The 24,641-nt window shown below is 70.8% G+C and carries 19 protein-coding genes; 13 read left to right on the top strand and 6 right to left on the bottom strand.

Annotation, left to right across the window (positions count from 1 at the left end; genetic code table 11):
- The first annotated feature begins 27 nt into the window (after nt 1–27).
- The 3 genes from purS to rnhA are packed head-to-tail and all read left to right on the top strand — an operon-like array spanning nt 28 to nt 1,477.
- Complete coding sequence (gene purS, locus GPA03_RS16750) at nt 28–282, top strand: phosphoribosylformylglycinamidine synthase subunit PurS (protein WP_156253161.1); 255 nt, start codon at nt 28–30, stop codon at nt 280–282.
- Entirely contained in the window at nt 279–1,004 is a 726-nt protein-coding gene (gene purQ / locus GPA03_RS16745; protein ID WP_156253160.1) for a phosphoribosylformylglycinamidine synthase subunit PurQ, read from the top strand. The genes purS and purQ overlap by 4 nt, the downstream gene beginning before the upstream one ends.
- Nucleotides 1,001–1,477 carry a ribonuclease HI gene (rnhA, locus tag GPA03_RS16740; protein ID WP_479681103.1) on the top strand — a complete coding sequence of 159 codons (477 nt, stop codon included), beginning with the start codon at nt 1,001–1,003 and terminating at the stop codon, nt 1,475–1,477. The genes purQ and rnhA overlap by 4 nt, the downstream gene beginning before the upstream one ends.
- A gap of 49 nt (nt 1,478–1,526) precedes the next feature.
- Here the strand turns inward: rnhA and GPA03_RS22920 are convergent, their stop codons facing one another.
- From GPA03_RS22920 to GPA03_RS16710, 4 genes are all read right to left on the bottom strand, one after another.
- A complete protein-coding gene (locus GPA03_RS22920; protein WP_241681350.1) occupies nt 1,527–2,789 on the bottom strand; it encodes an SRPBCC domain-containing protein in 1,263 nt (420 codons plus the stop codon).
- Nucleotides 2,790–3,016: 227 nt separating this feature from the next.
- The gene (locus GPA03_RS16720) at nt 3,017–3,904 is read right to left on the bottom strand and encodes a MaoC/PaaZ C-terminal domain-containing protein (RefSeq protein WP_338325737.1); all 888 of its coding nucleotides are present in this window, start codon (nt 3,902–3,904) and stop codon (nt 3,017–3,019) included.
- Nucleotides 3,904–5,256, bottom strand: coding sequence for a 3-oxoacyl-ACP reductase (locus GPA03_RS16715; protein ID WP_156253159.1), 1,353 nt, complete (start codon nt 5,254–5,256; stop codon nt 3,904–3,906). The genes GPA03_RS16720 and GPA03_RS16715 overlap by 1 nt, the downstream gene beginning before the upstream one ends.
- Nucleotides 5,257–5,259: 3 nt before the next feature.
- Nucleotides 5,260–6,618 (bottom strand): acetyl-CoA C-acetyltransferase, encoded by a 1,359-nt coding sequence (locus GPA03_RS16710; protein WP_156253158.1) that lies wholly within the window; start codon nt 6,616–6,618, stop codon nt 5,260–5,262.
- Nucleotides 6,619–6,707: 89 nt separating this feature from the next.
- On the opposite strand from GPA03_RS16710, the gene GPA03_RS16705 reads away from it, so the two are divergent.
- The 4 genes from GPA03_RS16705 to GPA03_RS16690 are packed head-to-tail and all read left to right on the top strand — an operon-like array spanning nt 6,708 to nt 11,268.
- Nucleotides 6,708–7,370 (top strand): TetR/AcrR family transcriptional regulator, encoded by a 663-nt coding sequence (locus GPA03_RS16705; RefSeq protein WP_241681349.1) that lies wholly within the window; start codon nt 6,708–6,710, stop codon nt 7,368–7,370.
- Nucleotides 7,367–9,451, top strand: coding sequence for an acyl-CoA dehydrogenase family protein (locus tag GPA03_RS16700; RefSeq protein ID WP_156253157.1), 2,085 nt, complete (start codon nt 7,367–7,369; stop codon nt 9,449–9,451). The genes GPA03_RS16705 and GPA03_RS16700 overlap by 4 nt, the downstream gene beginning before the upstream one ends.
- Before the next feature lie 21 nt (nt 9,452–9,472).
- Nucleotides 9,473–10,060 carry a TetR/AcrR family transcriptional regulator gene (locus tag GPA03_RS16695; protein ID WP_194239534.1) on the top strand — a complete coding sequence of 196 codons (588 nt, stop codon included), beginning with the start codon at nt 9,473–9,475 and terminating at the stop codon, nt 10,058–10,060.
- 38 nt (nt 10,061–10,098) lie between these two features.
- On the top strand, nt 10,099–11,268 hold the full coding sequence (locus GPA03_RS16690) for a pyridoxal phosphate-dependent aminotransferase (RefSeq protein ID WP_156253251.1): 1,170 nt from the start codon (nt 10,099–10,101) through the stop codon (nt 11,266–11,268).
- 39 nt (nt 11,269–11,307) lie between these two features.
- Here the strand turns inward: GPA03_RS16690 and GPA03_RS16685 are convergent, their stop codons facing one another.
- Nucleotides 11,308–11,493, bottom strand: a complete 186-nt coding sequence (locus GPA03_RS16685) for a DUF1918 domain-containing protein (RefSeq protein ID WP_156253156.1) — start codon at nt 11,491–11,493, stop codon at nt 11,308–11,310.
- A gap of 158 nt (nt 11,494–11,651) precedes the next feature.
- On the opposite strand from GPA03_RS16685, the gene GPA03_RS16680 reads away from it, so the two are divergent.
- Nucleotides 11,652–12,437 carry an HAD-IIA family hydrolase gene (locus GPA03_RS16680; RefSeq protein WP_156253250.1) on the top strand — a complete coding sequence of 262 codons (786 nt, stop codon included), beginning with the start codon at nt 11,652–11,654 and terminating at the stop codon, nt 12,435–12,437.
- Nucleotides 12,438–12,443: 6 nt separating this feature from the next.
- On the opposite strand, the gene GPA03_RS16675 is transcribed toward GPA03_RS16680, so the two are convergent.
- Complete coding sequence (locus GPA03_RS16675; RefSeq protein WP_156253155.1) at nt 12,444–14,351, bottom strand: beta-propeller domain-containing protein; 1,908 nt, start codon at nt 14,349–14,351, stop codon at nt 12,444–12,446.
- Between the two features lie 98 nt (nt 14,352–14,449).
- Between GPA03_RS16675 and GPA03_RS16670 the strand changes: the two genes are divergently transcribed.
- From GPA03_RS16670 to GPA03_RS16650, 5 genes are all read left to right on the top strand, one after another.
- Nucleotides 14,450–14,965 (top strand): hypothetical protein, encoded by a 516-nt coding sequence (locus GPA03_RS16670; RefSeq protein ID WP_156253154.1) that lies wholly within the window; start codon nt 14,450–14,452, stop codon nt 14,963–14,965.
- A gap of 76 nt (nt 14,966–15,041) precedes the next feature.
- On the top strand, nt 15,042–17,363 hold the full coding sequence (purL, locus tag GPA03_RS16665) for a phosphoribosylformylglycinamidine synthase subunit PurL (protein WP_156253153.1): 2,322 nt from the start codon (nt 15,042–15,044) through the stop codon (nt 17,361–17,363).
- Nucleotides 17,364–17,448: 85 nt separating this feature from the next.
- Nucleotides 17,449–18,435: an NAD-dependent epimerase/dehydratase family protein gene (locus GPA03_RS16660; protein WP_156253152.1), complete on the top strand. Its 987-nt coding sequence runs from the start codon at nt 17,449–17,451 to the stop codon at nt 18,433–18,435.
- A gap of 199 nt (nt 18,436–18,634) precedes the next feature.
- Nucleotides 18,635–19,651 carry a ribosome small subunit-dependent GTPase A gene (gene rsgA, locus GPA03_RS16655; RefSeq protein WP_156253151.1) on the top strand — a complete coding sequence of 339 codons (1,017 nt, stop codon included), beginning with the start codon at nt 18,635–18,637 and terminating at the stop codon, nt 19,649–19,651.
- 293 nt (nt 19,652–19,944) lie between these two features.
- Nucleotides 19,945–24,516, top strand: coding sequence for an ExeM/NucH family extracellular endonuclease (locus tag GPA03_RS16650; protein WP_162458399.1), 4,572 nt, complete (start codon nt 19,945–19,947; stop codon nt 24,514–24,516).
- Nucleotides 24,517–24,641: the final 125 nt, after the last annotated feature.

Raw genomic sequence — 24,641 nt, 5'->3', positions numbered from 1 at the left:
AAGACGTGCGAGTCGAGGAGTACACCCGTGGCCACAGTGATCGTCGAGGTCATGCCCAAGCCGGAGATCCTGGACCCCCAGGGCAAGGCGGTCGCCGGTGCGCTGCCGCGGCTCGGCTTCACCTCCTTCGCCTCGGTCCGCCAGGGCAAGCGGTTCGAGCTCGAGGTCGAGGGCGAGGTGACCGAGGAGGTGCTGGAGCAGGCACGCACGGCTGCCGCTGAGGTCCTCAGCAACCCGGTGATCGAGGATGTCGTGTCGGTCCACGTCCAGGAGTCGGCATGACCGCCCGCGTCGGGGTCGTCACGTTCCCCGGCTCGCTCGACGACCGGGATGCCGCCCGCGCGATCCGGCTCGCCGGTGGCGAGCCGGTGCGGCTGTGGCACGCGGACTCCGACCTCGCCGGTGTCGACGCGGTGGTGCTGCCCGGTGGCTTCTCCTATGGCGACTACCTGCGCGCCGGCGCGATCTCCCGGTTCGCGCCGATGATGGCCAGCATCACCGATGCCGCCAACGGCGGGATGCCGGTGCTCGGCATCTGCAACGGCTTCCAGATCCTGTGCGAGTCGCACCTGCTGGCCGGCGCCATGGTGAAGAACGAGCACCTGCACTTCGTGTGCAAGGACCAGACCTTGCGCGTCGAGAACGCCGACACCGCCTGGACCCACCAGTTCGGTGCCGGCGAGGAGATCGTGGTGCCCCTCAAGAACCAGGACGGCCAGTTCATCGCCGACGAGCGCACCCTCGACGAGCTCGAGGGCGAGGGGCGCGTGGTGTTCCGCTACGTCGCCGACAGCTCCGACGGGGGCACACGGGGGCGGAACCCCCGGGCGGGTGGCAACCCGAACGGCTCGCGCCGTGACATCGCCGGGATCACCAATGCGCGAGGCAACGTCGTCGGCCTGATGCCGCACCCCGAGCACGCGACCGAGCAGGGCTTCGGCCCCGGCACCGACGGGCTGCGGTTCTTCAGCTCCGCGATCGCTGCCACTCTCGCGACCGCGTGACGAAGCACGATCCCGACCCGGCTGCTGGCCAGGGTGGCCTCGACAGCGTCGAGATGTGGACCGATGGCGCGTGCAAGGGCAACCCCGGACCAGGTGGCTGGGGCGCGCTGATCCGGTGGGACGGCGTCGAGAAGGAGCTCTACGGCGGCGACGCGAGCACCACCAACAACCGCATGGAGCTGCAGGCGGTCATCGAGGGGCTCGGTGCGCTGAAGCGGCCCTGCGCGGTGAAGCTGCACGTCGACTCTGCGTACGTGATGAACGGCATGCAGAAGTGGATTCACGGCTGGAAGCGCAACGGCTGGCGCACCGCCGACAAGAAGCCGGTCAAGAACGCCGACCTGTGGCGCGAGCTCGAGGTGCAGGTCGAACGCCACGAGGTGATGTGGATCTGGGTCAAGGGCCACGCCGGCGACCCCGGCAACGAGCGCGCCGACGCCCTCGCGAACCTCGGTGTCGACAGCGTCCGCTGACATCGCCGCCCCGCCCTCCGCACCCGACCTGCGCAGCGGCGGCGCGGGGTCAGTCGTCTGCTGCGGCGCGCTCGGCGATCGTCTTGATGCGCTCGAGGCGGCGGTCCCAGCCACGGCCGATGGTCTCGAGGTGCCCGGCGAGCTCGCTGAGCCGGCCGCCGATGGCCCGGTAGCGCAGCTGTTTGCCTGCGTGCTCGGGCTCGGCCAGACCGGCGTCGGCGAGCACGCCGAGGTGCCGCGCGATCGCCTGTCGGCTGATCGGCATGCGCTCGGCCAGCTCGCTCGCCGAGAGCGCCTCCTCACCGATGAGGCGCAGGATCTGCCACCGTGACTCATCGGCCAGGGCGCCACACATGCTGGTGACCTCGGCCAGCTCCACCGAGGAGGTCATGACCGCCCCTCGACGAACCGCGCGAACGAGTCGAGCACGAGGTTCCATCCCTCGACGTTGCCCTCCATCGCCGCCCGGCGGGCTGCCGCCTCGCGGTTCTCGAAGCCGGTCTCCACGACCGTCAGCAGGGTCTGGTCGCCGGCGCTGGTGAGCGTGAAGGTGACCTTGGTCGCGGTGGCCCCGGGGGTGGTCTCGCCCAGCTCGGCCCCAGGTGAGAGCGAACCGGCTCGGCTCGTCGGCGGTGTCGATCAGCACGGGGAACGACCCGTGGCCCACCCACTCGAACGTGCCGAGCGAACCCGGCCGGACGCCGTCGGGGAAGTCCGCCGGGTGCCCCCACCAGGCACCGATCGACTCCAGCGTGGTGAGCGCGGACCACGTCGTGGCCTGATCGGCCTCCACGAGGATCGTGCGCGTGATCGTGCCAGCCTCGAGGTCCCCGACGGCGGTGCGCCCCTCGGGCAGCGATGTCACGTACGCGCTCAGCTCGTCGAGCTCCGCGGTCCACCCCTGCGCGTTGTCCGCCATGGCCGCGCGCCGCTTGACGTCGTCGGGCGCCAGGGTGTCGAAACCAGTCTCGACGACGGTGAGCACGGTGGCCCCGCCCTCGGCGGTCAACGTGAAGGTCGCGGTGGTCGAGTTGTCGTCGCGGATCGGTTCGCCCGGCGTACCCCAGGCGAACGCAAACCGGGTGTGCGGCTCGTACGCCTCGATGCGTGCGGGGAAGTCACCGTGGTCGGTCCAGCCGAACGAGCCCTCGGCGCCCAGGTGGACGCCGTCGGGGAACTCGGCGCGCTGGCCGAACCACTGGTCGATCTGCTCGGGGGCGGTGAGCGCCGCCCAGACGAGCACGGGCGGTGCCTCGATCCGGAGCGTGCGGCTCACCGTGCTGGTCTCGATGTCGATCTGTGCCTGGCTCATGCGACTCTCCAACTGCAACTAGTAGGTTGCAGCAACGGTAGCCCCTTGTCCATCAATGTGCAATGCCAGAGTTGCAGTTGGGCAGGGGATGCGGAGGGGTCGCGCCGCTCTGGGGTGAGGGCGGTCCACCGATTGGACCGAGGAGTCCCCAGAACGCTTTCCCGGCGGTGTGGGTCAGGTGGGTGAGGCGGCTGGTCGGGCGGGTGAGGCGGTGAGGCGGGGCGCGGTCACGAGGTGGCGATGACCGAGCCTGTGAAGTAGACCTTCCCGCTCCTGGCATCCCACCCGGCGTACGTGTGCCCGCCACCCTCGGCGGGCGCGAGGCCGAACGTCACCGTGCCGGGGAGCAGCACCGGCTTCCCGAACTCCACGTTCCACCGGAACGCCTCATCGCCAGGCGCGCCGACCGTGGCGAGCGCGCGCGAGGCCGTGTACATCCCGTGCGCGATCGCGCGAGGGAAGCCGAACAGCTTCGCGGTCAGCGCCGAGAGATGGATCGGGTTCCGATCGCCCGAGACCGCTGCGTACCGACGCCCGACGTCGGCGCGCAGCTTCCACTGCCCCGTCACCGGAGGGAGCGCGGCCTCGGGGCGTTCGCCCGGCTCGCCCGGCGCGGCGCTCGCGAGCTTCTTGCCCTTGGCCAGATACGTGCTGACACCGCGCCAGAGGATCTCGCCTTCGCGGCTGACCTCTGTCACGAGGTCGACCTGCGTGCCGACGCGGTGCGCACGCAGCCCCTCGGCCCAGGCGCGGACGTCGAGGCGATCGCCCAGACGCCCAGGCGAACGCTGCTCGACCGTGTTCGCGAGGTGCACCATCCCCAGCAGGGGCAGGGGGAAGTCCGCGCGCGCCATCACGGCCATCGCGACGGGGAAGGCCAGCACGTGCACGTACCCGGCGGGCAGCACATCGGTGCCGGGCTCGCCCAGCAGCTGCTGGTAGGCGGCGAGCTGGTCGGCGTCGGCGTGCACGCCGTCGACGACGTACCGCACCTGGGGCAGCGCCGTCGCCGGACGCATCGCCATGACGGTCTGTGCCAACCGCCCGAGCGCCTGCGCGTAGAGGGACCCGAGGCTGGGAACCTGTGTGAGGCGGACCTCCGTCATGTCGGCCATCAGCGACCGACCATGTTCTGCCCGCACACCCGCAGCACCTGGCCGTTGACGCCACCGGCCTGCGGGGAGGCGAGGAACGCGATCGCCTCGGCCACGTCCACCGGGAGCCCGCCCTGCTGCAAGGAGCTCAGCCGCCGCGCGACCTGCCTGGTCACCGGCGGGATCGAGGCGGTCATGTCGGTCTCGATGAAGCCGGGGGCGACGGCGTTGGCCGTGCCGCCCGACGGTGCGAGCTCGCGGCCGAGTGCCTGGGTGGCCCCGATGACTCCGGCCTTGGAGAACGCGTAGTTGGTCTGGCCGCGGTTGCCGGCGATCCCGGAGGTCGAGGCGAGCGAGACGAGGTGGAGGCCGTCGGGCGAGAGGCCCTCGGCCGCCATGAAGGCCTCGTTCATCGTCAGCTGCGCCGCGATGTTGACGGCGATCACCGAGTCCCACCGCTCGGGCGTCATGTTCGCGAGCAGCTTGTCGCGCGTGATGCCGGCGTTGTGGACCACGAGGTCGAGCCGCCCGAAGCGCGAGCGAGCGAGCTCCATGATCCTGAAGGCGGCGTCGTCGGCGGTGATGTCGAGCTGCAGCGCGACGCCCGAGACCTCGTTCATCACCGTGCTGAGCGACTCACCGGAGGCCGGCATGTCCACCCCGATCACGGTCGCGCCGTCGCGGTGCAGCACCCGCGCGATCGCCGCCCCGATGCCACGAGCGGCGCCGGTGACGACGGCGACCTGACCCTCGAGCGGTCGGGTCCAGTCCGCGGGTGCGCGGCCGCCGTCGCCGACGGCCAGCAGCTGGCCGTCCACATAGGCGCTGCGGGCGGAGAGGAAGAAGCGGATCGCGCCGAGCACGCTCACGCCGTCGATCGCGACGCCGTCCTCGAGCACCACGCCGTTGGCCGTGGCTCCGGCGCGCAGCTCCTTGCCGAGCGAGCGCACGAGCCCGTCGACCCCGGCACGCGCTGCGGCCACCGCCGGCGGATCGCCCTCGCCGACCGATCGCGACACCGAGATCACCCGCCCGCTCGGGACCAGGTCGCGCAGCATCCCCGCGGTCGCGAGCACCCGCTGGCTCGCCTGCACCGGGTCGACGATGTCGGTCAGCACCACCACGATCGCGCCGACCTTCGTGCCGATCGTCACGTGCCGCCGGACGTCGACATCCCAGTCGAGCAGGGCGTTGGCGAGCGCATCGGCGTCGGATCCTTCCCCGAGCACGACCACCGGTCCTGCGGCGAGCGGGCGGTCCACGTGCCGGGGGTCGGTGCGGCGCAGCTTCGCCGGGCGCGGCAGGCCGAGCTTCTTCGCGAGCTGCTTGGTGAAGCCGGAGTTGACGAGCTCCAGGTAGGTATCAGCAGCCATGGATCACGCCTCCAGGATCATCGCGACAGCCTGGCCGCCGGCGGCGCACACGGAGATGAGCCCGCGCACCGGTCCCTCGCCCTGCGTGGCCTTCTTCTCGGCGAGCAGCTTCGCGAGCGTGCCGACGATCCGCGCACCGGTCGCGGCGAACGGGTGGCCGGCGGCCAGCGAGGAGCCGGTCACGTTGAGCCGGCTGCGATCGATCTCCCCGATCGCGGGCAGCCCGACCTTGCGCTGCGACCAGTCCTCGTCGGCCCAGGCCGCGATCGTCGTCAGCACGGTCGAGGCGAACGCCTCGTGGATCTCGAGGAAGGCGAAGTCGTCGAGCGTGAGGCCGTTGCGGTGCAGCAGGCGCGGCACCGCGTAGGCACCACCCATCAGCAGCCCGTCCTCGCCACGCACGAAGTCCACCGCGGCGGCCTCGGCGTCGACCACGTGCGCCAGCACCGGCAGTCCGCGCTCGGCGGCCCATTCGTCGGAGGCGAGCAGCACGGTGGCGGCGCCGTCGGAGAGCGGCGTCGAGTTGCCGGCCGTCATGGTCGCCTTCGCGCCGTCGCCGCCCTTGAGCCCGAACACCGGCTTCAGCTTCGTCAGCTTGTCGGCGGAGGTGTCGGCGCGCAGCGACTCGTCGCGCGTGAGCCCCCGGTACGGGGTGAGCAGGTCGTCGAAGAAGCCCCGGTCGTACGCAGCGGCGAGGTTGTGGTGCGAGGCCAGCGCGATCTCGTCCTGCGCCTCGCGCGTGATGCCCCACTGCCGCGTGGTCAGCGCCTGATGCTCACCCATCGACAACCCGGTGCGCGGCTCCGCGACATCGGGCGCGACCGGCACCAGATCGCCGGGGCGGAGCCCGGCGAGCAGCTGCAGCCGCTGCGGCACGGTCTTCGCCCGCGAGAGCTTGATCAGCGTGCGGCGCAACCGGTCGCTCACCACGATCGGCGCGTCCGAGGTCGAGTCCGTGCCGCCGGCGATCCCGGAGTCGATCTGCCCGAGCGCGATCTTGTTCGCGACCGACCAGGTGGACTCGAGGCTGGTCCCGCAGGCGCGCTGGACGTCGGAGGCCGGCGTCTGCGCCGACAGGCTCGCACCCAGGACCGCCTCACGCGTGAGGTTGAAGTCGCGGGAGTGCTTGAGCACCGCTCCGGCGGTGACCTCGCCGAGCCGCTCGCCGGCGAGCCCGTAGCGCGCCACGAGGCCCGAGAGGGCCGCCGTCAGCATGTCGAGGTTGGACGCGGACGAGTACGTCCCGCCCGCCTTGCCGAAGGGAAGTCTGTTGGCGCCGACGACGGCGGCGCGCCGGGTCTGGGGGGTCGGGCTGGACTGGGTGCTGGGCTGGGACTGGCTCGCCCCGTTGCGCTTGCTCATCGAACCTCGCCTCGTGTGGCTGTGGTCATCGCCGGCCGGACCGACGTGCGGAACTGTCTGAGACCTACAGTACCTGATACTCTGAGTCCGTGACCCCGATCACGTCCGACGATCTCGACCGCGCAGACGCCGCCGACGGCCGCTCCACGCGCTGGGAGGCGCACCGGGAGCAGCGCCGGGCCGAGCTGAGCCGCGCCGCGCGCAAGGCCGTGCACCGCAGCGGGCCCGAGCTCTCGATGGACGAGATGGCGTCGGCCATGGGGACGAGCAAGTCGATCGTCTATCGGTACTTCACGGACAAGTCCGGCCTGCAGGCCGCCGTCGGGCAGGACGTCCTCGACGAGATCGCGGATGCGCTGGCCGCCGCCTCCCGCGCCGAGGGCACGGCGCAGGAGCGCATGCGTTCGATGGTCGAGATCTACGTCAGCACGCTGACGCGCTCGCCCAACGTCTACCGGTTCGTCACCGCGCAGCCCGGCGGCGCCACGATGTCGACGTTCCTGTCCACGGTCGCGGAGGCCGTGGCTGTCCCTCTCGGCGAGATCCTCGGCACGGCTGATGCCGATGGTCGACTCGCCGGGCTGTGGGCCGACGGCATGGTCGGTTTCGTCCGCGGCGCGGGCGAACGCTGGCTGAACACCCAACCCGAGAACCGCCTCAGCGCCGAACAGATGGTCGACCTGCTGGCCGGCTGGCTCTGGCGCGGAGCCAGTGCGACCTCACGCATCAGAAGCACAGGAGAGTTGTCATGAGCACCACGCTGACCTCACCAGAGACCGGCACCACGAACCTGACGGTCGACCGCGCAGCGGTCAACGCCGCCCTCGACGGCCGCTGGGCCGGGTTGCGGCGCGAGAGCCGCGACCTGTGCCTGGAGCCCGAGTTCCGCCGGATCCCCGGTCTCACGCATCCCGAGCACCGGGAGCGGGTGCTGGAGCAGCTTCACGGGCTGGTGAGGCGCAACGCGGTGCAGCGCGCGTTCCCGGAGCGGCTCGGGGGGCAGGACGACCACGGCGGCAGCCTCGCGCGCTTCGAGGAGCTGGTCGTCGGCGATCCGTCGCTGCAGATCAAGGCCGGAGTGCAGTGGGGTCTGTTCGCCTCGGCGATCCTGCACCTCGGCACCGAGCGTCACCACGACGAGCTCCTTCCCGGTGCGTTGGACCTGACCACGCCCGGTGCGTTCGCCATGACCGAGATCGGGCACGGCTCCGACGTCGCCGCGATCGGCACCACGGCCACCTACGACCCCGAGACCGAGGAGTTCGTCCTCCACACCCCGTTCCGGGCTGCGTGGAAGGAGTACCTCGGCAACGCCGCGAAGGACGGCGTTGCCGCGGTCGTGTTCGCGCAGCTCATCACGCGCGGGGTCAACCACGGCGTGCACGCCTTCTTCACCCCGATCCGTGAAGTCGGGCCCGATGGCCGCGCCGGCGCGCTGCTGCCGGGGGTCTCCAGCGAGGACGACGGGCTCAAGGGTGGCCTCAACGGCATCGACAACGGCCGGCTCGCCTTCGACCACGTGCGGGTGCCTCGCCGCAACCTGCTGAACCGCTACGGCGACGTCAGCGCCGACGGCACCTACAGCTCCTCCATCGACAGCCCCGGGCGCCGCTTCTTCACGATGCTCGGCACATTGGTGCAGGGCCGCGTGTCGCTCTCGGGTGCGGCGAACGCCGTCTCGAAGATGGCGCTGGCCACCGCGATCCGGTACGGCAACGAGCGCCGGCAGTTCACCGCCGACGACCCGCACACCGAGACCGTGCTGCTCGACTACCAGCGCCACCAGCGCCGGCTGCTGCCGCTGCTCGCCCGCACCTATGCGGCGCAGTTCAACCACAACCACCTGCTGCAGCGCTTCCACGAGGTGTTCTCGGGCGAGTTCGACACCGATGCCGACCGCGAGGACCTCGAGACCCTCGCCGCCGCGTCCAAGCCGACGACCACCTGGCTCTGCCTCGAGGCCGTGCAGCAGGCCCGCGAGGCCTGCGGCGGCGCCGGGTACATGGCCGAGAACAAGTTCACCGGCTGGCACTCGGACATGGACGTGTACGCCACGTTCGAGGGCGACAACAACGTGCTCCTGCAGCTGGTCGGCAAGCGGCTGCTGACCGACTACGGCCGCTCGATGGCCCGCATGGACGTCGCGGGGACGGTGCGCTACGTGGCCGACCGTGCCGCGGACATGACGTTGCACCGCACGCCGCTGCGCCGTGCCGCGCAGTCGATCTCCGACTTCGGCTCGGCCGCTCGCTCCGCGATGGAGATCCGCGAGCCCGCCGTGCAGCGCGAGCTGCTCGAGGAGCGCGTCGAGACGATGGTGGAGGTGATCGCTGACGCGCTCCGCCACGCCAAGGACGCCCCTGCCGACGAGGCTGCTCGGATCTTCAACGAGAACCAGAACGACCTGATCGAGGCGGCTCGCGCGCACGCCGACCTGCTCCAGTGGGAGGCCTTCACGGAGGCGCTCGCCACGATCAAGGACGCCGACACCAAGAAGGTCCTCACCTGGCTGCGCGACCTCTTCGGCCTGGTGACGATCGAGCACAACCTCGCGTGGTACCTGATCAACGGCCGCATCTCGAGCCAGCGAGCCCGCACAGTGACCTCGTACATCAACCGGCTGCTGGCGCGCCTTCGCCCCTACGCGCTCGACCTCGTCGAGTCCTTCGGCTACTCGCCCGAGCACGTGGGCGCGACGATCGGGACCGGTGTCGAGAAGCAGCGTCAGGACGAGTCACGCGACTACTACCGGCGGCTTCGTGCCAGCGGCTCCGAGCCCGTGAGCGAGAAAGCGCTCCGCGATGCCGAGAAGAAGGCGGTCAGGTCGCGCTGACAACGCGATTACCCTCGACGTATGGGAGCCCGGGGGTCCTACCGCAAGGGCATCGCGAAGCGCGAGGAGATCCTGACCATCGCGCTGGACGTCGTCGCCCGGGAGGGCTACGGCGGCACCAGCCTGCGCGAGCTGGCTGACGCCGTCGGGCTGAGTCAGACCGGGCTGCTGCACTACTTCGAGAGTAAGGACGAGCTGTTGACGGCGGTGCTCAAGCGCCGGGACGAGCTCGACGGCGAGCGGCTCCGGGACGTCGACGGCCCGTACCAGCTCGCGCACTCGCTGCGCCACAACGCGACCGTGCCCGGGCTGGTGATGCTGTACGCGCGGCTGTCGGTCGAGGCCGCCGACGCGGACCACCCGGCGCACGAGTACTTCGCCGAGCGGTTCGAGGACGTCCGTGCGCACATCGCCGAGATCGTGCGGGTCGGGCAGGCCGAGGGCACGATCAATCCCGCCCTCGACCCGGACATGGCCGCGACCATCGCCCTGGCGCTCGGTGACGGTCTGCAGATCCAGTGGCTCTACGACCGCGACGTCGACATGGCCGCCCACGTCGAGCATCTGTGGGAGTCGCTGGTCCGGGTGGTCGCGAGCGACGACGAGTGAGTGCCTCACGCCGATCGCAGGTCCCCCCGTTCCAGGTGATGACCGTGCTCGCGGCGGTCGAGCGCATGCGGGCGGCGGGGCGCGACGTGATCTCGTTGTGCGCGGGTGAGCCCGCGGGCGGCGCCCCCGCGCAGGTCCATGCGCGGGCGGCCGCGTTGCACGAGAGCTCGGCACCGCTCGGCTACAGCCCGGCGCTGGGGATCACCCCCCTGCGGGAGGCGATCGCCGACCACTACGGGCGCTGGTACGGCCTGGATCTCGTGCCCGACGACGTGGCCGTGACCACCGGCTCCTCAGGCGCCTTCATGCTCGCCTTCCTCGCCGCGTTCGAGCACGGCGACCGGGTGGCCCTGACCCGGCCCGGTTACCCGGCCTACCGCAACATCCTCGCCGCGCTCGGGTGCGAGGTCGTGGAGATCGCCGTCGGACCCGAGACCGGGTTCCAGCCGACGACGGCGCTGCTCGAGCAGGTGGGCCCGCTCGCCGGGCTGGTGCTCGCCTCTCCTGCCAACCCGACCGGGTCGATGACCTCGCGCACCGAGCTCGCCGAGATCGCCGCCTGGTGCGCGGCGCGCGGCACCCGGCTGGTCTCCGACGAGATCTATCACGGTCTCACCTACCCCGAACCCGGCGCGCCCGACCCGCGCGGCACGTGCGCATGGGAGCTCGACGACGCTGTCGGCTCCGTGGTGGTGTCCTCGTTCTCGAAGTACTGGGGCATGACCGGGTGGCGCCTCGGCTGGGCGCTGGTCCCGGCCGATCTGCGCGATGCCGTGGACGCGCTCGCGGGCAACCTGGCGCTGTGCCCACCGGTCCCGGCGCAGCACGCGGCGCTCGCGGCCTTCGAGCCCGCCTCCTACGCCGAGGCCGACGCGCGGCTCGCGGAGCTGGCCGGGACCCGACAGGTCGCGCTCGACGGCGCGGCGCGGCTCGGATGGGGTCCGATCGCCCCAGCGGACGGCGCGTTCTACCTCTACGCAGGTGTCCCGCTTGGTCGGTACCAGGACTCGGTCGCCTGGTGCCGCGCTCTGCTCGAGGAACAGGGTGTCGCCCTGGTTCCCGGTGTCGACTTCGACGGGGTCGACGGCAGCAGGTACGTCCGGCTCTCGTTCGCCGCGGGGGAGCAGGCGGTCAGCGAGGCCTGGGCGCGGATCGCTGCCTTCCAGGGTGTGCCCACGGCCGGGAAGGGCCGAGGCATCCCCGGTTAGCAGAACGGCCAGATCGCGGATCGCAGGAACGACCGGTGCTCAGTCCGGCGACACGATGTGCGTGTCCGGACCCGGGTAGGTCAGTCCTTCGTGGCCGTCGGACCACTTCACCACGTACGGCGGCTCGCCGTTGCTCCCGCGGACCTCGAGAATCTCGCCCTCCTGTCGTTTCTCGACGTCCGTGTGCCCTTCGACGACCAGCCGGTCACCCACCTTCGCGCGCATATCCTCACCTCCTCGTCGGTGTCTCCAACGATGATCCGAAGCCGGCGTCACCGCAACCGGTTCGGAGCGTCCATCGCTGCGGGGTACCGCGCTGGGTGCGGCTTCTCGGCACGGCGGCGCCACAGCTGCGCCGGACAGGTAACCTCACGCGGGTGTCGATGCCCGCCTATGACGCCTACGTCTTCGACCTCGACGGCACGCTCTACCTCGGGGACGAGCTGCTTCCCGGTGCGGCCGAGACCGTCCGTGCGCTTCGCGAGCGCGGTGCGCTCGTGCGGTTCGTCTCCAACAACGTGACGCGGTCGCCCCGGCAGTACGTCGACAAGCTCACGCGCCTCGGCATCGAGGTCGATCTCGCCGAGATCCTCACCCCGACCGTCACCACGGTGCGGTGGTTGCAGACCAACGAGCCCGACGCCGTCGTCTTCCCGATCGCACCCGAGCCCGTGGTGACGGCCCTGACCGAGGCGGGTATCGCCGTCGGGCAGGACCCGGAGGTGATCGACATCGTGCTGGCGTCCTACGACCGGTCCTTCAGCTACAGCAAGCTCCAGATCGCGTTCGACGCCATCTGGTACCACCGGCGGGCGCGGCTGATGAGCACCAACCCGGACCGGTTCTGCCCCTACCCCGGTGGCCGCGGCGAGCCCGATGCCGCCGCGATCGTGGCAGCGATCGAGGCCAGCACCGGCGCGACCTGCGAGCGGACCTTCGGCAAGCCGGATCCCGCCGTGCTCGAGCTCGCGCTCGCCGGCACCGAGATCCCGCTCCACCGCGTGCTGATGGTCGGTGACAGGCTCGCCACCGACATCGCGATGGGGGTCGACGCCGGCGCGGGGACGGCCCTGGTCCTCACCGGCGACTCGACGGCGGCCGAGGCCGCCGACCTGGATCCAGATCGGCGGCCTCGCCACGTGCTCGACGGCGTCGCCGGCATCCTCTGAGGGCAGTCAGAGAACCGCCACAGCGCCGCCGTCGAGGGTCTCGAGGTCGAACCGGAAGAGGTCGGAGTGGCCGACCGCCCACAGGTCGTCGCCGATCACGAGCACCCGGATCACGTTGCCCGCCCACGCGTCGTTCGCACCGGCGGTGTCGATGCGCGGGCCCTCCGTCAGGGTGCCGTCGCTCAGGTCGACTGTGACGAGTCCGATCTGCGGCTTGCCGGTGCCGTCGGTGTCCGACTCCCAGTCGTAGGTCTCCGCCGGCAGGTACACGCGGTCCTCCCAGAGCAGGAACGCGCGGTGGTCCCACTCCGCCGTCGACGAGGTGTGCTCCCAGGTCACCTGCCCGATCCGCTGCGGCGAGCTGGTGTCGGCGATGTCGAACAGCGACGCCTGCAGGCCCGTGGTCTGGCCCTCGTCTGTGGCGTCCTGCCCGATCCCCAGCAGCCGGCCCTCGCCCAGCGGGTGCAGGTAGGCGGAGTAGCCCGGGATCTTGAGCTCGCCGGTGACGCGGGGGGCGCTCGGGTCGCTGGTGTCGATGAGGTAGAGCGGGTCGGTCTGCCGGAAGGTGACGACGGCGGCCAGCTCGGGTCCGAGGTAGCGCACCGCGTAGATCTGCTCGGTCGCGCCGAGGCCGTCGACCCGGCCCGTCTCGACCAGCTCGTCGCCGTCCTCGGTGAGGACGACGAGGGAGGAGGAGCTCGGCTCGGCCGCCGATGGCGGGGTGCGCGTGGTCGCCACGCGCGTGATGCCATCGGCGGAGTCGAGCGAGAACTGGTTGAGCAGCCAGCCGTCGACGCGGCCGGAGGCGACGTAGGTGGTGGCGCCGGCGTCGGAGATGTCGAAGGAGTGCAGGTCGGTGTGCGGGCCGTCCTCGTCGGCACCGTCGGCCCACATCATCCACCAGGGGCTGGTGGCGACGATCAGCCGGTCGGTCGAGGCGTACACGGTCCCGGCGTCGGCGAGCACGCCTGCGGCGGAGGTCGGGGCGGCGTCGCCGTCGTCGTCGAGGGTGACCACCGAGACGGTCGAGAAACCGCTGAAGTCGCCGGGGCGGCCGATCGCCGTGCAGTCGAGCAGCAGCTCGGGTGTGCCACCGGTGCCCGAGCCATCCATCGGCTGGCGGTGCGGCAGCCAGTCATCGATGGTCGAGTCGGCGACGACCTGCCGGTTGGCCTCGAGCGCCTCGGCCTCGGCCGACAGCGAGCCGTCCTCGGGATGGGTGAAGACCAGACCCGGGGGCTGGCTGACCAGCACGAGCCGCACGGTCCCGTCGATCATCCGTGCCGAGCGGTAGCTCCCTTCGACCCGGGTGGTTCCCACGACCTCGGGGTTCGCCGGGTCGCTGAGGTCGACGCGGTGGATCGTGGTGCGCTCCGCGGGCGCGGCGCCGTCGGCCGCCCACCCACCCCACTCGCTGGCGAGCACCACGAGGTCGTCGTCGTCCAGGAGCAGCTCGGCGCCGCCCTCGGCCATCCCAGGCACGGGGATCGTCGCCACGACCTCCGCCGTTGCGACATCGACGACCCGGATCCTGCCGCTGACCGACGTGACGATGACCTCGCCGTTGGTCTTGACGACGTCCGCCTCATCGACGCCCTCGACCTGGTTGTTGGTACTCGATACCGACGAGTCACCAGCACCCGCGCCGCCGGCACTGGTCTCGGCGCCATCGGAGGCGGCCTGGTCCTCGACGCCGAACATGATCGGCCCGGACGGCCCCAACCCCCACGCGGTCACCTGCTCGGCAGCCTCGGTCTTGAGGTGGGTCAGCAAGTCGTCGCAGGAGTCGAACGCGGCGAGCGGGATCGCCCCGGGGCCGGCCGCCTGCGGCGGGGGGAGCTGCGTGGCTGAGCACGCGGTCAGCAGCAGGGAACCGATCGCCGCGCCGGCGAGCACACCTCGCATGGGTCTCATGTCCCCTCTGTGTCGCCAACCGTTCTCCGCTTTCACGATGCCGCCCCACGAACTGGTTACGCTGTCGCGGGTTCGGTCGTCGCACGAGGGGAAGAGGGATGACGGAGCCGCAGGACGCGTTCGTCGCTCGGTCGACGCAGTCGGGGAACAGGGTGCTCGACGCCCTGCAGGACCTGCTGATGGGTACACGTCGACCGTTTGAGCTCCGGGTCGACGGGCACGGGATCGAGGTCACCGGGCGAGCGGGCGTCGCCGCGAGCTGGGCCGACATCGCCGATGTCTACATCCTCACGATGGGGCGCAGTCGCTACCTCGTCTATCAGCTCACGCCCGAGGTCGCCGCCGCCCACGGGCACGGCAACGCCGGGGTCGTCGGCCGGTGGCACGACCCTGCGCTCCTGTATGCGCCGCAGCCCGGCGTGAACCTGGTCGTCCTCGACCGGGACGAGCACGAGGTGCTGGCCGCTGTCGAGCACGCCAGCGGTGGGCGGTTCCCGACTCCCGAGCGGGTGTGGAACGGTCGTGGAGGAAAGGACATCCTCCGACGCGACCTCCACACCCGGCGGCCCCGAACAGGTCGCCAAGGCCACGCGGGGCAGATCGAGCACCGGTAGCCGTGGACGCGGTCGCGGCCCACCGCTGCGGCTGTCGTAGATTGGGCTCGCCTGCCCGCGCCCGAGAGAAGAGCACGTGACCACCCCTGCTGCTGACACCGTCGAGAACGCTGCCGCCACCCCCGATGCCGAGCAGCCGTACCGTGAGCTGGGGCTCAAGGACGAGGAGTACGGCCGGATCCGCGAGATCCTCGGGCGCCGGCCCACGAACGCCGAGCTGGCGATGTACTCGGTGATGTGGTCGGAGCACTGCTCCTACAAGTCGTCCAAGAAGCACCTCGCGCAGTTCGGCGAGAAGACCACCGACGAGATGCGCGAGCACCTGTTGGTGGGCATCGGGGAGAACGCGGGCGTCGTCGACATCGGCGACGGCTGGGCCGTGACCTTCAAGGTCGAGTCCCACAACCACCCCAGCTACGTGGAGCCCTACCAGGGGGCGGCGACCGGCGTCGGCGGCATCGTCCGCGACATCATCTCGATGGGCGCGCGCCCGGTCGCGGTGATGGACCAGCTGCGCTTCGGAGCGATCGACCACCCCGACACCGCGCGCGTGGTGCACGGCGTGGTCAGCGGCGTGGGCGGCTACGGCAACTCGCTGGGACTGCCGAACATCGGCGGCGAGACCGAGTTCGACGCCTCCTACCAGCGCAACCCGCTCGTCAACGCGCTCTGCGTAGGCGTGCTCCGCCACGACGACATCCACCTGGCCAACGCCTCCGGCGCCGGCAACAAGGTGGTCCTGTTCGGCGCCCGCACCGGCGGCGACGGCATCGGTGGCGCCTCGATTTTGGCCTCCGAGACCTTCGACGCCGACAAGCCGAGCAAGCGCCCGAGCGTGCAGGTGGGCGACCCCTTCATGGAGAAGGTGCTCATCGAGTGCTGCCTCGAGCTGTTCGCCGCCGGGGTGGTCGAGGGCATCCAGGACCTCGGTGCCGCGGGCATCTCCTGCGCGACCTCCGAGCTCGCCAGCAACGGTGACGGTGGCATGCACGTCGACCTCGAGAACGTGCTGCTGCGCGACCCCACCCTGACGGCCGGCGAGATCCTGATGTCGGAGTCGCAGGAACGGATGATGGCCGTCGTCACGCCTGAGAAGCTCGCCGCCTTCGACGAGATCACCGCCAAGTGGGACGTCGAGTCCGCGGTGATCGGTGAGGTCACCGGCACCGGCCGCCTCACGATCGACCACCACGGGCACCGCATCGTCGACGTCGACCCGGGCACCGTCGCCCACGACGGACCCGTCTACGACCGCCCCTACGCGAAGCCGGCCTGGCAGGACGACCTCAACGCCGACGCCGCCGAGGCGCTGCCGCGTGCGAGCACGGGCGAGGAGCTCCGTGCCCAGGTCCTCGCCCTCGTCGGCTCACCGAACCTGGCGAGCAAGTCCTGGGTGACCGATCAGTACGACCGGTACGTGCAGGGCAACACCGCGCTCGCTCAGCCCGACGACGCCGGCGTGGTCCGCGTCGACGAGGAGACCGGGCTGGGTGTCGCGATCGCGACCGACGCCAACGGCCGCTTCAGCAAGCTGGACCCGTACGCGGGCGCACAGCTCGCGCTCGCCGAGGCGTACCGCAACGTCGCGACCGTGGGTGCTCGACCGCTTGCGGTGACCGACTGTCTCAACAACGGCTCCCCCGAGGACCCGGACGCGATGTGGCAGCTCGTGCAGACGATCACCGGCCTCGCCGACGCCTGCGTGGAGCTGGGTGTGCCCGTGACGGGCGGCAACGTCTCGCTGTACAACTCGACACTCGCGGGCGAGGTCGGCGTGGGGCACATCGACGCCTCGATCAACCCGACCCCGGTGATCGGGGTCCTCGGCGTTCTCGACGACGTCGCTCGCGTCACGCCCTCGGGCTGGCGCGAGCAGGGTCTCGAGCTGCTGCTGCTGGGAACGACCCGCGACGAGCTCTCCGGCTCCGCCTGGTCCGGTGCGGTGCACAGCCACCTCGGTGGTCGCCCGCCGGCTGTCGATCTTCCCGCCGAGCGTGCGCTCGCCGAGGTGCTCGTGCAGGCCTCGCGCGATGGCCGCGTGGCAGCTGCGCACGATCTGGCGATCGGCGGTCTGGTGCAGACCCTGGTCGACGGCGTGCTCCGGTTCGGCGTGGGTGCCTCGGTCTCGCTGACCGGGCTGCTGGAGCGGGACGGGGTGGACGAGACCGCCGCCCTGTTCGGCGAGTCCGGCGGCCGGGCGCTGCTGGCGGTGCGACCCGAGGAGGTCGCGGCTGTCGCCCAGCTCGCCGCCGACCGTGGTGTGCCGGTGCTGCGGCTCGGGACCACGGGAGGCGAGAGCCTGGTGATCGAGGCGAGCTCCGCCGTCGGGACGCTCGAGATCGGCGTCGAGGACCTTCGCGAGACGAGCGAGTCGCTGCTGCCCGCCACGTTCGGCTGACCCTCCGGCTGCCACTGACGGGTCGGTGAGCTCTCGCCGGCTCGAGATCCCCGTGCCCGGCAGGCGTGCGTGGCAGGGTGGGGCGATGGACGTGTTGCTGCTGGGCGGGACCGGCTGGCTCGGCGGGGAGATCGCCAAGGCGGCGGTCGCGCAGGGTCACGAGGTCACGGCACTCGCGCGCGGCACTGCCGCCGTGCCCGACGGCGTGACGCTCGTTCGCGCGGATCGTGCCGAGGCGGGTGCGTACGAGGGCGTGCTCGACCGCGACTGGGATCTCGTGCTCGACGTCGCCTGGCAGCCGGGCCTGGTGCGCTCGGCGGTCGCTGCGCTCGGAGCCCGGGCCGCCCGGTGGGTCTACGTCTCCTCCGGGTCGGTGTACCGGGCGACCCAGGACCCTGACGGTGACGAGACGGATCCGGTCCACGACCCGCTGGAGGGCGACACCGCCGAGCCGGAGCAGTACGCGGCGGCCAAGGTCGCGTGCGAGCAGATCGTCACCACCGGCCTCGGCGACCGCGCGGTGATCGCCCGTGCCGGGCTCATCGGTGGCCGCGGCGACGGCTCCGACCGGTTCGGCTACTACCCGGCCGCCTTCGCCCGAGCGGGGGTTGGGGCCGTGCTGCTGCCGGATCTCGGCGACGCCCAGGTCCAGACGATCAGCGCGGCCGATCTCGCCGCCTGGCTCGTGAAGGTCGGCGCGGACCCGGCGCAACACGGCGTGTACGACACCTACGGCGAGCCGATCGCCTTCACGGATCTTGCTGCGCAGGCGCGGACGGCCGCCGGCCACAGCGGCCGGGTGGTCACCGCTGCTCCCGACTGGCTCCTCGCCCAGGGTGTCAGCTACTTCATGGGTCCGCGCTCGCTGCCGTTCTGGCTGCCGGCGGGCCACGAGCTGACGGTCACGCGACCCTCGCAGCGAGCTCGCGATGCCGGTCTCGGCTGGCGCCCCTACCAACGGATGATCGACGAGGCGCTCACCGACGAGCGCACCCTCGGCTTCGACCGCGACCGCCGCGCCGGCTTGACGCGCGCCGAGGAGGTCGCGCTGCTCGATGCCTGGGAAGGCTGAGGAGGCGCACGGGGCGGCGGTGCTCGCCCGCGACGTTGCGGAAGTGACACTGTGATCGGAAGTGCAACGTCATGGTGGGCTGGGCGTTGCGGAAGTGACATCGTGGTGGGAACTGCCACGCCGCGGAGCGCGCGGCACCTTCCACCCGGGCCGCCATGCCCCGAATTTCAGTTGCGGTGCGCGCCTACCGTGGATCGTGATGACCTCGATGTGGCGCGTCTCGCGTGTGGACAAGGGCGCCGTCCGGCTCGTCCCGGACGGTGACGCTGCTGTCCCTGGGCGCGGGAGCGTTCTCGTGCACACCGACCGCGACGGCACGCTCCCGATGTCGGGAGGTGAGCCCGTCGTCCCTGCGGTGGGAGACCGCGTGATGCACGACGGCGATCTCACCCTGATCATGCCGCGCACCTCGGAGCTCGTGCGGGACACGGCGGGCAAGACATCGCTCGTGCAGGTGATCGCGGCGAACGTGGACATGGTGCTGATCGCCGAGCACCTCGAGCCGGAGCCGTCCCTGGGCCGCATCGAGCGGATGGTCACGATCGCCTGGCGCTCGGGCGCGACACCCGTGATCGTGCTGACCAAGACCGACCTCGTCGACGACACCGACCGGTGGCTCGAGGAGGCGGCCGCCGTCGCGCCCGGGGTGGAGGTGCTGGCGGTGTCGGCCGGCACCGGCGCCGGGATGCTCGCGCTGCTCGCTGCGCTCGCGGAGGTGCGCACGCTCGTGCTGGTCGGTCCATCGGGAGCCGGCAAGTCGACGCTCGTCAACGCGCTCGCGGGTGAGCAGGTGATGACCACCGGTGAGGTGCGGGGGGACGGTCGTGGCATGCACACCACCACGCACCGCGAGCTGATCGCGCTTCCCGAGGGGCGCTGGCTGATCGACACCCCTGGTGTGCGGTCGATCGGGCTGGTGGCGACGCAGGAGGCGGTCGCTGCCACGTTCGCGGACGTCGAGGAGCTGGCGCGGGGGTGCCGCTTCCGTGACTGCCTCCACGTCGACGAGCCGGGATGCGCCGTAGTCGCTGCGGTCGACGCCGGCGAGGTGCCCGAGCGCCGGCTGGCGTCGTGGCACACGCTGCGCCGCGAGGCGGCGCGCCAGGCTGCGAGATCCGACGCTCGGGCGGCGAGCGCTCAGACGCGCGACGCGAAGAGGCTTTCCCGCGCGATCCGTTCGATGAAGGCCGAGGGCCACATCCACACGCGACGCTGAGTCACCTCTGCCGCGCGGATCGCTCGTCGGCACCTCAGGGCCGTGGCAAAAGTGACACGAGTTGAACGATGGACGAACGTTCCGTGCCGATGACGTGCGTTGGACGAATGTTTCACGTTCGTCACCGAATCGACCCCCAGAGGTGTCCTCGAGCCGCTACGGTCGGGGCTCCCGTGTCCTGGATCACACCCCCGAAAGGGTCACGAATGTCCCCCTCCGCAGCATCGCCATCCCGACGTGGCGCACGCACCATCGCAGGTGCGACAGCCTTATCGCTCGCAGCCTTCGGACTCATGTCCGCACCGTCGTTCGCCGTCACCACCGATGGCGACATCTTCATCAGCGAGATCCACTACGACAACGACGGCACCGACGCCGGCGAGGCCATCGAGATCCAGGCGCCGGTCGGTACCGACCTGAGCGGCTGGAGCCTCGTCCTCTACAACGGCAGCAACGGTGCGCCGTACAGCACCAGCACGCTGTCCGGGGTGGTGGGCGAGGCCGGTGTGGCCGTCGCCGAGTACCCCGTGAACGGCATCCAGAACGGATCTCCCGACGGCGTCGCGCTCGTCGATCTCGGCGGGAACCTCGTCGAGTTCCTCTCCTACGAGGGCGAGCTCGTCGCGGTCGGCGGTCCCGCTGACGGGCTGACCAGCACCGACATCGGCGTCGAGCAGCCGGGCAGCACGCCCGTCGGGCAGTCCCTGCAGAAGGTCGACGGTGTCTGGATCGGCCCAGCCGAGCACAGCTTCGGCGTACTCAACAGCGGTGATACCGACCCCGACCCCGACCCGGACCCCGATCCTGACCCGGAATCGGTGACCATCGCACAGATCCAGGGCACCGGCGACGCCTCGCCGCTGGTCGGTCAGACGGTCACGACCACCGGCGTTGTCACGGCGGTCTACCCGAGCGGCGGGTTCGACGGCTACTACATCCAGACGGCGGGCTCCGGTGGCGACACCGATGCGAGCCGCACAGCCTCGGACGGCATCTTCGTGTACTCGGCCGCCACGGTCGGATCCGTGCAGATCGGCGAGCACGTCCAGGTCACGGGCGAGGTCGTCGAGTTCAACGGGCTCACGGAGTTGAGTGTCGGATCGGGGGGCGTCACCCAGCTGACCGAGGCCTTCGAGCCGGTCGTCCCGGTGCCGGACTTCGCGATCCCGGCGGACGACGCCGGGCGCGAGATCTTCGAGGGCATGCTGGTGGCTCCGGCTGACCGTTACGCGGTCTCCGACACCTACGCCCTCGGTGGCTGGGGCGACACGCGATTCGGCTCGGTGGGGCTCGGGCTCGACGGCCCGCTCGTCCAGGAGACCGACGTGGCGCTCCCGGGTACGCCCGAGTTCGACGCGATCGCAGCGGACAACGCCGCCCGCGCGATCACGCTCGACGACGGCAACTCGGCGCGCACCCCGTTCGACGCCCAGGTCCCCTACCTCACCGGCAACCCGGACATCCGCACCGGCGCGGTGCTGGACTTCGTTGCTCCCGTGGTCCTGGACTACCGGTTCCAGTGGAACTTCCAGCCCACCGCACCGGTCACCGGCAACGGAGACCACGTGGTGGTCGTCGCTGGGGGCAACACCCAGGCTGCGAACGCGGCACCCGAGGCTGTCGGCGGCGACATCACGATCACGACCTTCAACGTGCTGAACTACTTCACCACGCTCGGGGTCGACCTGGCCGGCTGCGAGCCGTACACCGACCGTGAGGGCAACCCCCTCACGGTGAGCGGCGGCTGCGACGCCCGTGGCGCCTGGGACGAGGCGAACCTGCAGCGTCAGGAGGACAAGATCGTCGCGGCCATCAACGGTCTCGACGCCGACGTGGTCTCGCTCGAGGAGATCGAGAACTCAGCGAAGTTCGGGCAGGACCGTGACGTGGCGCTGGCCTCGCTGGTCGACGCTCTCAACGCCGACGCCGGTGCCGGCACCTGGGCGTTCGCCCCGTCACCGGCCGTGCTCCCGGATCTCGCGGAGCAGGATGTGATCCGCAACGCGTTCATCTACAAGCCCGCGAGCGTCAGCCTCGCCGGGGAGTCGGTGGTGCTGGTCGGGTCCGTGCCCTTCAACAACGCTCGCGAGCCGTTGGCGCAGGCGTTCACGGTGGCCGGGACCGACTACACGTTCCTCGCGATCACGAACCACTTCAAGTCCAAGGGTGGTGACTGCGGCGATCTGCCGGAGGGCTGCTTCGACGCCGACCGCGTGGCTCAGGCCGACGCGGTGACCGCGTTCGCTCAGCAGGTCGCCGACGACGCCGGCATCGAGGACATCTTCCTCCTCGGTGACTTCAACTCCTACGGCGCCGAGAACCCGGTCGTCGCGATCGAGGGCGCCGGCTACAGCAACCTCAACACCGACGAGACGACCTATGTGTTCTCGGGCAAGGTCGGATCGCTCGACCATGTGTTCGCGAACGCCTCGGCCGCCGACCGGGTGACCGGTGTCGACGTGTGGAGCATCAACTCGGCCGAGTCGGTGCTCGCGGAGTACTCACGTCTCAACTACTTCGCCAGCGAGCACGTCGAGCCCGGGTCGCAGTACCGGGCATCCGACCACGACCCGATCATCGTCGGCATCGACGTGCCGGACGAGGTCACGCCCACCGTGGACATCAACCTGCTCTCGATCAACGACTTCCACGGTCGCATCGAGGCTGACGGCCAGTCCGCCGGGGCCGCCGTGCTCGCGTGCACGGTCGACACCTACCGGCAGGCCAACCCGAACACGCTCTTCCTGTCAGCGGGAGACAACATCGGGGCGTCCACCTTCACGTCCTTCATCCAGGACGACCAGCCCACGATCGACGTGCTCAACCACATCGGTCTGGACGTCTCGGCCTTCGGCAACCACGAGTTCGACAAGGGCCAGACCGATGTCAACGACCGGGTCATCCCGGCGTCGAGCTGGCCGTACGTGGCCGCGAACATCGTGGACGCCAACGGTGAGCCCGTGTACGACCCGTACACGATCGTCGACGTCGACGGGATCTCGGTCGGCTTCATCGGCGCCATCACCGAGGAGATGCCTGCACTGGTCTCCCCGGCGGGCATCGAGGGCCTGGTCTTCAGCGACATGGGTGAGGCGGTCAACGCCTACTCGGCGCAGCTCTCCGACGGGGACGACGCCAACGGTGAGGCCGACGTGATCGTGGTCCTCGTGCACGACGGCGCCCCCGGCGCCGAGCTGGACAGTGCCGATGGCACGCCGTACGGCGACATGGTCGCCGGCGCGGACGAGAACATCGACGCGATCATCTCGGGTCACACGCACACGGCCTACCTGCACGACGCGGACGGCATGTGGGTCACCCAGACCGGCCAGTACGGCGAGAGCCTGGGCGCACTGGCGCTGACCGTCGACCGCGCGACCGGCGACGTCACTGCCGCCACCGCTGAGAACGTGGACATGGTCCCCGTTCCTGGTGACAGCCGTGCGACCCCGCCGATCCCGCGGGAGACCTACTGCGCGGGCGACCCCGAGGTGCAGGCGATCGTCGATGCAGCGGTGGATGTCGCCGAGGAGCTCGGCGCGGTGCCGCTGGGCGAGATCACCGGCGACTTCGACCGAGCCGTGCAGTCCGACGGCTCCGAGAACCGCGGTGGTGAGTCCACGCTCGGCAACTTCGTCGCGGACGTCCAGCTCTGGGCGGCCCAGCGGACCAACCCGGATGCACAGCTCGCGCTGATGAACCCGGGCGGGCTGCGGGCGGACATGACCTATGCCGCCTCGGGAGACGAGGGCGACGGCGTGCTCACCTACCGTGAGGCCGCGATCGTCCAGCCGTTCGCCAACACGCTGGTCACCACCGTTCTCACCGGTGCCCAGCTCGCGCAGGTCCTCGAGGAGCAGTGGCAGCCGGACACCGCGTCGCGGCCGTTCCTGCGACTGGGTGTCTCCGCCGGCTTCCGCTACATCTACGACCCGGATGCCCCAGCAGGCGAGCGGATCGTCGAGATGTCGCTGAACGGCGAGCCGATCGAGGAGGCCGGTCAGTACACGGTCGTGGTCAACTCGTTCCTGGCCTCCGGGGGTGACAACTTCGGCACCCTGGCGCAGGGGTCGAGCACTCAGGACTCGGGTCAGAGCGACCTGGTCGCGATGGTCGACTACATGGCCGAGTTCGGCACGGCATCGCCGGACGTGGTCCAGCGGGCCGTGGGCGTCAGCTGGGTCTCCGACCCGGCGGCGACCTTCGCCCCGGGCGACGAGCTCGCGCTCGACCTCTCGTCGCTCGCGTTCTCGGGTGACGTGGTCAAGCCCACCGAGGTCAGCGTCACGCTGGACGGCCAGCAGATCGGGACGGCCGCCGTCGACACGGCGGTGGTCGACACGACCGACGAGGTCGGTCGGGCCCAGGTCCGCGCCACGATCCCCGACGACCTCGCCGGTAACGTGGTGCTCGAGATCAGCGACGCGGTCAACGGCGTCGTCTACTCGAGGGTGATCAGCATCGAGGACGCCGACCTCGACACGACGCGCCCCGTGGTCACGCTGGTCTCGCCGAGCACTGCGGGTCCGTTCGAGACGCTGACCATCCAGGTGGATGCGACCGACGACGTCGGCCTCAGCCGGATCGTCGCGAACATCTACCAGGACGGCGCGCTCGTCCGCAGCACGCAGTCGCCGATGAACGGGGCCCTCACCGGCACCCACACGGCCACCGTGGAGCTGCCGGACGGTGACTACATGATCAAGTACAACGCCCACGACCTCGCCGGCAACGTGTCGGCGACCGGGACCTTCGACGTCACGATCGGCGTCGATACCCCGGACCCGTGGGAGCCGTGGAAGGAGTTCGTGAAGTGGCTCTGGGGGCTGCTGAAGCTGCTCTTCCCGTGGTGGCCGTGGCCGTGAGGCTGACGGCGGTCGCTCGCAGGGGGTGACGCGATGAAGGGCGGGTGGTCATTGACCACCCGCCCTTCCTCGCTCTTGAGGCTCGCTGCCGTATCGCGCCCCGGGGGATATGTGCGCGGCGAGAT

The sequence above is a fragment of the Pseudactinotalea terrae genome (assembly GCF_009733845.1).
GTDB lineage: Bacteria > Actinomycetota > Actinomycetes > Actinomycetales > Beutenbergiaceae > Pseudactinotalea > Pseudactinotalea terrae.
The sequence above is the reverse complement of the archived record's forward strand: the minus strand, read 5'-3'. Positions and strand labels throughout refer to the sequence as shown.